This window comes from Brevundimonas sp. (genome assembly GCF_031082345.1).
GTDB lineage: Bacteria > Pseudomonadota > Alphaproteobacteria > Caulobacterales > Caulobacteraceae > Brevundimonas.
This window is the reverse complement of sequence record NZ_JAVHLH010000090.1, coordinates 1-9,686: the sequence shown is the minus strand read 5'-3', so window position 1 is coordinate 9,686 and position 9,686 is coordinate 1. Positions and strand designations below refer to the sequence as shown.

Sequence of the window (9,686 nt, the reverse complement as noted above, 5' to 3'; positions counted from 1 at the left end):
CCGACTTTCGTTCGACTCCGATCCGGCCGCGGCCGGCGACTTTGACGTGTCCGGCCTGCAGGCGCTCGCCGCCTCGGCCGCCGTCGGACGGCGCGAGGAGCCGCGGAGCAAGGGCGCGGCCCGTCGCGGACCGTTCCGGCCCGAGGTGTGGCTGAACGCCCGGCAGAGGCACGCCTCGCGCCTGGCGGCGCATTATTTCCGGGCCTTCGACGTGCTGGCGGTGACGACGGTGACCCTGTTGTGCGCCTGGGCGGCGACGCCGGGACCCTTGCTCAACGCGGAGATTTCGACCCTGGCTCCCTTCATCCTCGGCGCGCTGACGGTGCTGGGGCTGATGCGGTCGCTGGGGCGCTACCGGTTCGCCCGGGGCCAGAGCACGGCGCTGCATCTGGCGTCCGTGGCGGGGATCGTCGGGGCGGGCGCGGTGATCGCCATGGCCTCGGGCTGGGCGCTGCAGGGGGCGGCGGCGCAGTGGACCGCCTGGCTGGTGTGGAGCGCCCTGGTGCTGGTCAGCCTGCATGCCCTGCACATCGGCTGGAGCGACATGGTCGGGCGCTGGCGGGCGTCCGGCGCCCTGACCCCGAACATCGTGCTGGTCGGGGCCACGCGGCGGGCCGAGATCCTGATCCACGAAGCCCTGAAGCGACGCGACCTGAACGTTCTGGGCATCTTCGACGACCGGCTGGCGCGCTCGCCCGAGGCGGTCGAGGGCGTGCCGGTGCTGGGCACCGCCGACGATCTGCTGACCCACAAGATGACCCCCTATGTCGACCGGGTGGTGCTGGCTATCGACCCGAAGGCGGAGGCGCGGGTGCGCGAGCTGACGGCGCGGCTGCGGACCCTGCCGAACGAGGTGTCCCTGCTGGTCGAACCGAACGGCGAGGCCGAGACGCGGTCGGCGCTGGACCGGCTGGCGGCCGCCCCGCTGGCAGACGTTCAGGGGCCGGTCGACCACGACCGCCGGGCCTTCAACAAGCGGCTGCAGGACATGACGGTCGGCCTGATCGCCCTGGGGCTGCTGGCCCCGCTGATGGCGCTGATCGCCGTGGCCATCCGGCTGGACAGCCCCGGGCCGATCTTCTTCCGCCAGCGCCGCCACGGCTTCAACCACGAGGAGATCGTGGTGTGGAAATTCCGCTCGATGAAGCAGGAGGCCGCCGACGCCACGGCCAGCCGGCAGGTGACCCACGACGACGACCGCATCACCCGCATCGGCCGCTTCATCCGCAAGACCAGCCTCGACGAACTGCCGCAGTTGCTGAACGTGATCACCGGCGAGATGTCGCTGGTCGGGCCCCGGCCCCACGCCATCGGCATGAAGACCGGCCATGTCGAAAGCGCGCGTCTGGTGGCGGAATACGCTCATCGTCATCGCATCAAGCCCGGCATGACCGGCTGGGCCGCCGTCAACGGTTCGCGCGGACCGCTGCACACGGCGCAGGACGTGCGCACGCGGGTGCGGCTGGATCTCGAATACGTCGAGCGCCAGTCGCTGTGGCTGGACCTGTGGATCATGGCCGTCACCGTGCCGGTGCTGCTGGGTGACCGGGCCGCGGTGCGCTGATGTTCTGGCGCGGCGTCTGGGGCTATCTGCCCGCCAACATCATCCAGGGGGTGGTCGGCTTCCTCGCCATCATCCTGTTCACCCGCCTGCTGAGCCCGGCGGATTTCGGCCGCTACGCCCTCGCCTTCTCGGTCATGACGCTGGCGCACGTCGCCGTGTTCAGCTGGCTCGAGGCCGCCATGGCCCGGTTCTGGGCGGCCCAGACCCCCGGCGCGGCGACCCAGGGGCATTTCGCCTCCCTCTATCGCACCGCATTCGCCCTGAGCGCCGGATTCCTGGTGGTCACGGGCCTGTCGATGTGGATCTGGCCGGGCGATCCCCTGTTCCGGATCGCGCTGGCCGCGGGTCTGGCCGGAGTGCCGGCGCGCAGCCTGGTCAAGCTGGCGCAGGAGCGCTACCGCGCCGCCGGCGAGGTGGGCAAGGCGGCGGGGCTGGACATCGCCGTGACCGTCGGCGGTCTCGCCATCGGCGTCGGCTTCGCCCTGGCCGGATGGGGCGGGGCGGCGCCGCTGCTGGGCATCGGACTGGCCCCGCTGGCCGCCCTGCCCTTCGTCCTGCCGGGCGAACTGAGACAGGCGCGCGGCGGCGGTTTCGAAGGGACCCGGGTGCGCGGCTATGCGCTGTACGGCTATCCGATCGCAGCCTCGCTGGCGTTGACCGTGGTGCTGTCGTCGACCGACCGGTTTCTGCTGGCGGCCTTTCTCGACGAGGCGGCGGTGGGCGCCTATCACGCCGGCTATTCGATCGCCAACCGGACACTGGACGTGCTGTTCCTGTGGCTGGGATCGGCGGGTCAGCCGGCGCTGGTCATGGCGCTGGAGCGCGGCGGTCTGGACAGGCTGAAGGTCGCGGCGCGCGAGCAGCTGTCGACCTTCCTGTTGATCGGCCTGCCGGCGGCGGCGGGGGTGGCGCTGGTGGCGCGGCCGCTGGCCGAGGTGCTGATCGGCGAGGAACTGCGCATTGCGGCGGCCAGCATCACGCCGTGGATCGCCCTGTCGGCCCTGCTCTATGGTCTGACGGCCTATTATTTCGGCCAGGCCTTCACCCTCGGCAAGAAGACGAAGCATCTGCTGGTGGCCATGGCCATTCCGGCGGGGCTGAACGTGGTGCTGAACCTGATCCTGGTGCCGCGCTTCGGCCTGATGGGCGCGGCCTGGGCGACGGCGGCGAGCTTTGCGCTGGGCCTGCTGGCGACGCAGCTCATCGGGCGCCGGGTCATGCCGCTGCCGATCCCGTGGGACAGTCTGATCCGCTGCGGGGTGGCGACGGGGATCATGGCGCTGGTCGTGGCCCGGCTGCCGTCCATCGGCGGGTTCGCGGAGCTGATGCTGGACGCCGGGGTCGGCGGGCTCGTCTACGCCGCCGCCGCCCTGACGCTGAACGCGGCGGGCGTGCGCGACGTGGCCGTGCGGCTGCTGGCCAAGGTGCGGCGACGGAGGGCGACGGCATGACGGCGGCGCGCGCGAAGGTGACAGACAACGCCGCCTGGAAGGGGGCGAATCCCGCGCTGTCGGTGCTGACGCCCTTCCTCCGCGACGACCCGGATGAGCTGCTGGCCCTGCTGGACGAGGAGGCGGCCTCTGTCGACGGCGCGGTCGAGGTGATCGTGCTGGACGACGGCACCCGGGATCCGGAACTGACGGCGCGGCTGACGGCGCGGATCAAGGCCATGGCCCTGCCCGCCCGGCTGATCACCCTGCCGGCCAATGAAGGCCGTTCGATCGGCCGCAACCGGCTGGCGGCGGCGGCGCGAGGCGGCAGCCTGCTGTTCCTCGACAGCGACATGCGGCCCGACCATCGCCGCTTCCTGCGCGACTGGGCCGAACTGGTGGCGCGCGAGGATCCGGCCGTGGCCTTCGGCGGCTTTTCGCTGCTGCAGGCCCCGACCGACGCCCGCTTCGCCGTGCACCGGGCCATGGCGGCGAAGTCGGAGTGCGTGCCCTATACGGAGCGGGCGCGGCAGCCCGAGAAATACGTCTACACCTCCAACCTGCTGGTGCGGCGCGACGTGTTCGAGGCCGAGGCCTTCGACGCCGGTTTCACCGGCTGGGGCTGGGAGGACGTGGAGTGGGCCATGCGGGTGTCGCGGCGCTTCCGGGTCGTGCACCTCGACAACGCCGCCACCCATATGGGTCTGGACACCGTGGCGTCGCTGGCCGGCAAGTACGAGCAGTCTGCGCCGAATTTCGCCCGCATGGTGAGCCGCCATCCCGGGATCGTCGCGGCCTATCCCAGCTACAGGGCGGCCAAGCTGCTCAAGCGGCTGCCCGGCCTGCCGTGGCTGCGGCGGCGGATGCGCAAGGCGGCCGAGGCGGACTGGCTGCCGGTGGCGGCGCGGGCCTTCTCGCTGCGCCTGTATCGCGCGGCCCTCTACGCGGAGGCGGTGTGATGGCGGACGTCGCGATCATCGTCCCGACCCTGCGGAGGCCGGACAGCCTCGAGCGCGCCCTGCGCTCGCTGTTCGCCCAGACCGGGGTCGGCGACCGGGTGTCGGAGATCGTGGTCGTCGACAATGATCCGTCCGGCTCCGCCAAAGCCGGCGTCGAGGCGCTGCGCCGGCTGGCGCCGTGGCCGCTGGTCTATGTGCACGCGCCCCGGCCGGGCGTGGCCACGGCGCGTAACGTCGGGCTGGCCGCGACGACGGCGCCGCTGATCGCCTTTCTCGACGACGACGAGGCGGCGTCGCCCGGCTGGCTGGCCGCCCTGCTGAAAGCCCAGGAAAGCACCGGCGCCGACGCCATGTTCGGGCCGATCACCGGCCGCGCGCCCGAGGCCAGCGACTGGCTGAAGCCCTATCTGGAGCGCTTCTTCGGCCGGGAGGGACCCGAGCGGACCGGCCTGATCGAGACGCCCTTCGGTTGCGGCAATTCGCTGTTGGTGCGAGCGACCGCCCTGCCCGGCCCGGCGCCGTTCGACGCCGGAGCGGATCAGGCGGGCGGCGAAGACGACGCCCTGTTCGCGGCGCTGCGGGCGCGCGGCGGCAGGTTCGGCTGGGCCGCGGAGGCCATGGTCGAGGAGTTCGCGCCGGCGCACCGGGCGACGCTGGCCTATGCCCTCGCCCGCGCCTTCGCCTATGGCCAGGGGCCCAGCCAGACGGCGGCGGCGGCCCGGGACTGGCCCGCCGTTCTGCGGTGGATGGTCATCGGCGCGGGACAGACGGTGGTCTGGGGCGCGGGCGCGGCGGCGCTGACGCTGATCGGCTCTTCGAAGCGCGCGGAGTTGTACGACCGCACCGCGCGGGGGGTCGGAAAGCTGTTCTGGATGAAGGGCTTCGAGCCGCATTTCTACGGCGCACGCGAACTGGCCCGACTGGACCGCGCGACGGCGGCCTGACGGGATCTACTGGCCCAGGCTGCGGTCGATGGCGGCGTTGCGGCGGGCCCGGTGGCCGTCCCGTCTGAGCACCGACCACGACTGCGGGCAATCGGCGTCGACCGAAGCACGACCCAGCGAGGCCCGGGGACGCGTGTGGGTGCGACGAATGCCCTCGTCGCGCGCATGGCTCCTGCGACGATGGGCGTTCGCCGTGGCCTGCACCGGGGCGCAGACGTCGCCGGCCTGCTGGCCGGTCTGCGCCGGCTCGGCGGGGGCCGCCTGGACGGAGGGCGCAGTCTGGCCCGGGGCGGTCCAGCCGCCGAGGGCGAGCAGGCCGCCGGCGGCGAGGAGAGTGACGAACGTCCGACGCATGGCTGTCCTCCTGTGGCTCATCGAAAACCGATGATCTTTGGACTAGACGCCTTCCGCGGGCACGCGTCAAGGTTGCCGTGCGTCGGCCTATCCCGTCAGCCGCTTCAGGAAGGCCGGGGGCTGATAGGTCGAGCGGTTGACCACGACGCCGGCGATCTTGCCGCCCGCCGCCTCGATCTCGTCGCGCAGGATCAGGGGGTCGCCCGCCGCCGTGCTCTCGGCCGCGACCACCAGAACGGTGGCGTCGACGAAGGGCGCGAGGGTGATGGAGGTGGGGTTGCGATCGGCGGCCGGGCTGTCGATCACCACCGTGTCGGCGTGCTTGCGCAGGGCGTCCCAGTAGCGGGCGTCGGCGACCGGCTCGGCCCGCTGGCCGGAGCGCAGGTGTTCGGCTGCAAACCGGGTCACCCACAGTCGCCCGCCGAGGCAGGGTCTCGCCGTCAGCAGTCGCGCCGGGTGGATCGGCTTGCCCGCCCGGTCCATCACCCGCGGCGTGACCGCGAAGAAGATCGAGCCGTCGGGCGTGGCGATCGCCGCCTTGCCCAACGCCCCGAAGCGGTCGGGCTCGGCCGCCACGGCCTCCAGCTGGCCCTGCTGGGCCAGATCGGCGTCGATCAGCCAGACCGGACGGCGGGCGCGGACGGCGGCGAGCCGGGCGTATTCGCGCGCGACGGTGGATACCCCTTCGCCGGAATTGGCCGCGGCGATCTGGACCACGCGGCCGCGATGGCCCGGCGCCGGGCCCAGCGCCGCCCAGAGAGCGGCCATTTCGGTTGTCAGGTCGACCATCGAATCGCTACGCGCCCGGCTACAGGTCCCTACGCTACCATGACGGGCGAGGCGGCCCGCATCATTGCGCCTTCATCGGCGCGACGGCGAGCACCGGCATCTCCAGCGTCCGCCCGGTCGAGGCGGGCGTGGTGTAGCCGCGCCGGGTGAACACCCGCAGCAGGCCGACGCACAGGGCGGTGAAGGCGGCGAACAGGAAGACCACCGCCAGCAGCGGCGCCTTCAGGCTCGACCCACGGGTGGGTGCCTCGGCCCGCTCGATAACGGTGACGTTGTCGGCCCCGGCGGCGACCAGGGCGCTGTCGGCGCGCGCCTGGGCCTCGCGCTGCTGGAACTCGCGGATGCTGGCGGTCAGCACCTCGCGGTTGCCGGCGAGGTTGGCGTTGGTCGATTCAAGCCGCGTCATCTCGGCAAGGCGCGAACGGAGTTGGGCCAGCTGGCGCTCGGCGACAGCGAGGCGCGCGGCCAGCCCGTCGCGGTCGGCGGCGGCGGTGATACGGTTGGTCTCGATGGCGGTGAAGATGGTGCTGGGCCCGGTGCGGACCTCCTTGGCGCCGACCGTGGTGCCGGTGGCCACATAGGCTTGGAGGTCAGCGATCTCCTGATCCTTGTCTCTCACTGGTTGGGCGTCGGGCGTATAGCGCGACAGCAACGCCTCCCGCTCATTCCGCAACTCCAGAATTCGGTTCTGGGCCGAGACGTTGAGGTCTTGCTGAAGCACCACCTCGGCCGGTTGCTGCGCCAGTTGGGCCTCCAGGGTGTTGAGCCGCTGGGTGGCCTGGTTCAGCTGGGCCCGCAACGACAGGGCTTCGGCCTGGGTGGTCTGGTAGTTGGCCGCCAGCGAGGCCTTGAAGGTGGCGAAGTCGCCGATGTCGTTGGAGGTCATGAAGGCGTTGTAGGCGGCGTCCGCCTTGGCCAGCTCGTCCTCGAAGGCCTCGCGCTGGGCGGCGATGGCGGGGGTGGTGCGATCGCGGAAGACAGAGCGGCGCTGCACCAGATACTGGTCGATGAGGGCGTTCAGGATGGTCGCGGCGCGGACGGGATCGTCCGCCGCATAGGATGCCGAAATGATGGCGCTGCCGGGCGTGGTGCCGACCCCGAGGCCGCTGTCGAGCGCCCTGAGGGCGGCCGCCTTCTTCTCCGTGGGCGTGCCGGACGCGCGGGGGCCCAGGATGGCGTCGGCGCCGAGGGCGTCGACCGTCTTCTGCTTGACCGCGAGGCTGCCGAGGATCTGGGCCTCGGACTGGGCCACGGCGTCCGCTTCGAGAGGCTGCCCTCCCCGCTCGGCGGCGCCGACCCGCGGCTGGTAGACGTATTCCTGGCCGACGCCGGCGTAGACGCTGGCGCTGGCGGTGTAGGACTTCTTCAGGGTCAGCACCGCCGCCGTGCCGATCGCGAACACCAGCAGGAAGATGACGATCATCAGCAGCAGTTCGCGGAACAGCAGGCCCACGACGTCAAGGAAGCCGTAGCGCGGGCGGACTGTCGTGTAGGCCGTCGTGCGCATGCGGGCTGACTGATTCCATCTACCGGACTGAACGGGACCAGCCTTGGGCCAGCGGCGTTAACCCATGGTTACCCATAAGCGGCGACCTTGCCGTCAGTCGCCGCTTCCGGGAATCAATCCGCCATGTCCATCGACCGACGCCTGCTGCTTCTGGGCCTCGCCGGCGCCGGCGGGGCGCTGGTCACGGGCTGCGGCGGCGGCGAATACGGCGCGCGCATGCCCGGACCGATGGCCTCGGGCGGCGACCGCGTCCAGATGGTCGGCCGATCGTCCTTCCCCGAGATCGGCTTCGCCGACTGGACCGAGAACGAGCCGGAGTACGTCCTCTATCCCGGCGACGAGATCGAGATCGCCACGCCGACCGCCGTCGAGCTGACCCGGACCCAGAGGATCGGCCCGGACGGCCGCATCTCCCTGCCGCTGGTCGGCCAGATCATGGCAGCGGACCGGACCATCGCCGAGGTAGAGGCCGACGCCTCCGACGCCTTCGCCAGCCAGCTGCGTCGTCCGGTGGTGGAGATCACGCTGAAGACGGCGGGCCCGATCCGGGTCTGGGTCGGCGGCGAGGTGCGCACGCCCGGCATGATCGAGATGAACGGCGACCTCGACGCCTATCAGGCGGTGATCCAGGCCGGGGACTTCCTGCCGACGGCGCGCCAGCACGAGGTGGCGCTGATCCGGCGCGGTCCGGGCGGGGTCAGGATGATGCGGGCGGTCGACCTGCGGCCCCGCCGCGGCGAGGTCGTGGCCCTGAGGCGCGGCGACATCATCTTCGTGCCGCGCTCGAACCTTGGCGAGGTGGCGAATTTCGTGTCGCTGTTCCGCAACGCCCTGCCGATCGGCTTCAGCTACGCGATCGGCGGGCAGTATCAGAATTTCTGAGTGGGTCGTGTGAGTGGCTAACCACCCTCAGGCGGCGAGCGTCACCACGCCGGCGTCGATCCAGCGACGGGCGGCCTTCTGGGCCTCGCAGATCTCGTCCTGTTCCATCTCGGCGCTCATCTCGCGACGATAGACGCGCGCCTCGACCGAGCCTTTCATGGCAGCCAGGTTGAAGATCATGTGGGCCGAGACGCGGTCCATCGGGCAACCGCCCTGGCCGCTCGAATACATCATGCCCAGACGAAACAGGTCGTCGCCGCTCATGTCGGCGGTCGGCAGGGGCAGGCCCTGCTCTTCGTTGACCGTGGGCGCCATTTCTTGCGCGATCATCACCGTATCCTCCGAACCGGAGCCTTTCTGGCCCCGCCCTCTGACACGAATGAAATACCCGCGGTTTGAAGTTAAAGTTAACAGCCGAGGCGTCGAAGCGCCCTTTCGCCCAAATGGGCGCCGAATAACGATCGCTGTAAAGACCTCTGAAATCTCTTCGAAATCTCTGATTCACGACCGCTAACGAAGAGTCACCGGGCCGCTTACAAAGCGTTACCGGGCGCGCTGGCCGAACAGGACCTTGCGCGCCGCCTCGGCCGCCTTGCCCGAGGCCGCGAGGTTGCGCCGCAGGTCCTCGCCCAGGGCGCGGCCAGCCTTCACGGCCGGTCGTTCGCCTACCCGCTCCATCCACGCCTCGAGGTTCGGGAAGGCGTCGAGCGACTGCCCCTGCAGCTTCGGCAGTATCCAGGGCCAGATCGCCATATCGGCGATCGAATAGGCGCCGGCGACGAAATCACGATCCGCCAGCCGGCGGTCCACAACGCCATAGAGGCGGTTTGTCTCGTCAGTGTAGCGGCGGACGCCGTAGGCGATCTGGCGCTGGTCCCTGACCAGGGCGGGGGCGTACTGACGGAAATGGTGCGTTTGCCCCGCCATGGGCCCGAGGCCGCCGACCTGCCAGAACAGCCACTGGTCGACCTCGGCCTTGCCGCGCGGGTCCTGCGGATAGAAGCGGCCGGACTTCACGCCGAGATATTGCAGGATGGCCCCGGACTCGAAGATCGACAGCGGCTCTCCATCTGGACCGTCCGGGTCGACGATGGCGGGCATCCGTCCATTGGGGCTGATGGCCTGGAAGTCGGGCGAGAACTGTTCGCCCGCGCCGATGTTCACCGGCTTCATCTCGTAGGGCAGACCCATCTCCTCAAGAGCGATCGAGATCTTCCAGCCGTTCGGCGTCGGCCAGTACCAGAGTTCGATCGGTCG

10 protein-coding genes are annotated in these 9,686 nt (G+C 70.8%); 5 read left to right on the top strand and 5 right to left on the bottom strand.

What is annotated here, in order from left to right:
• The 4 genes from RDU12_RS07700 to RDU12_RS07685 form a co-directional block, all read left to right on the top strand.
• Positions 1-1,564: exopolysaccharide biosynthesis polyprenyl glycosylphosphotransferase (locus RDU12_RS07700; protein WP_374990198.1), on the top strand; the 1,564-nt coding region annotated here is incomplete at its 5' end.
• Positions 1,564-3,015: a lipopolysaccharide biosynthesis protein gene (locus RDU12_RS07695; RefSeq protein WP_308684383.1), complete on the top strand. Its 1,452-nt coding sequence runs from the start codon at positions 1,564-1,566 to the stop codon at positions 3,013-3,015. The genes RDU12_RS07700 and RDU12_RS07695, both read left to right, overlap by 1 nt.
• A complete protein-coding gene (locus RDU12_RS07690; protein ID WP_300293622.1) occupies positions 3,012-3,953 on the top strand; it encodes a glycosyltransferase family 2 protein in 942 nt (313 codons plus the stop codon). The genes RDU12_RS07695 and RDU12_RS07690 overlap by 4 nt, the downstream gene beginning before the upstream one ends.
• Positions 3,953-4,897 (top strand): glycosyltransferase family 2 protein, encoded by a 945-nt coding sequence (locus RDU12_RS07685; RefSeq protein ID WP_308684382.1) that lies wholly within the window; start codon positions 3,953-3,955, stop codon positions 4,895-4,897. Before RDU12_RS07690 ends, RDU12_RS07685 begins: the two co-directional genes overlap by 1 nt.
• A 6-nt stretch (positions 4,898-4,903) precedes the next feature.
• Here the strand turns inward: RDU12_RS07685 and RDU12_RS07680 are convergent, their stop codons facing one another.
• From RDU12_RS07680 to RDU12_RS07670, 3 genes are all read right to left on the bottom strand, one after another.
• A complete protein-coding gene (locus RDU12_RS07680) occupies positions 4,904-5,251 on the bottom strand; it encodes a hypothetical protein (protein ID WP_308684381.1) in 348 nt (115 codons plus the stop codon).
• A gap of 87 nt (positions 5,252-5,338) precedes the next feature.
• On the bottom strand, positions 5,339-6,040 hold the full coding sequence (locus RDU12_RS07675; RefSeq protein WP_308684380.1) for a hfsB: 702 nt from the start codon (positions 6,038-6,040) through the stop codon (positions 5,339-5,341).
• A gap of 61 nt (positions 6,041-6,101) precedes the next feature.
• Positions 6,102-7,547, bottom strand: coding sequence for a chain-length determining protein (locus RDU12_RS07670; protein ID WP_300292887.1), 1,446 nt, complete (start codon positions 7,545-7,547; stop codon positions 6,102-6,104).
• Positions 7,548-7,670: 123 nt separating this feature from the next.
• Here RDU12_RS07670 and RDU12_RS07665 point away from each other — a divergent pair, with 123 nt between their 5' ends.
• Positions 7,671-8,429 (top strand): polysaccharide biosynthesis/export family protein, encoded by a 759-nt coding sequence (locus RDU12_RS07665; RefSeq protein ID WP_308684379.1) that lies wholly within the window; start codon positions 7,671-7,673, stop codon positions 8,427-8,429.
• A 27-nt stretch (positions 8,430-8,456) separates the two neighbouring features.
• Here RDU12_RS07665 and RDU12_RS07660 read toward each other — a convergent pair whose 3' ends face one another.
• Positions 8,457-8,759: a sel1 repeat family protein gene (locus tag RDU12_RS07660; RefSeq protein WP_300292660.1), complete on the bottom strand. Its 303-nt coding sequence runs from the start codon at positions 8,757-8,759 to the stop codon at positions 8,457-8,459.
• A 213-nt stretch (positions 8,760-8,972) separates the two neighbouring features.
• The coding region (locus RDU12_RS07655; RefSeq protein WP_308684378.1) for a glutathione S-transferase N-terminal domain-containing protein at positions 8,973-9,686 on the bottom strand (714 nt) is incomplete at its 5' end.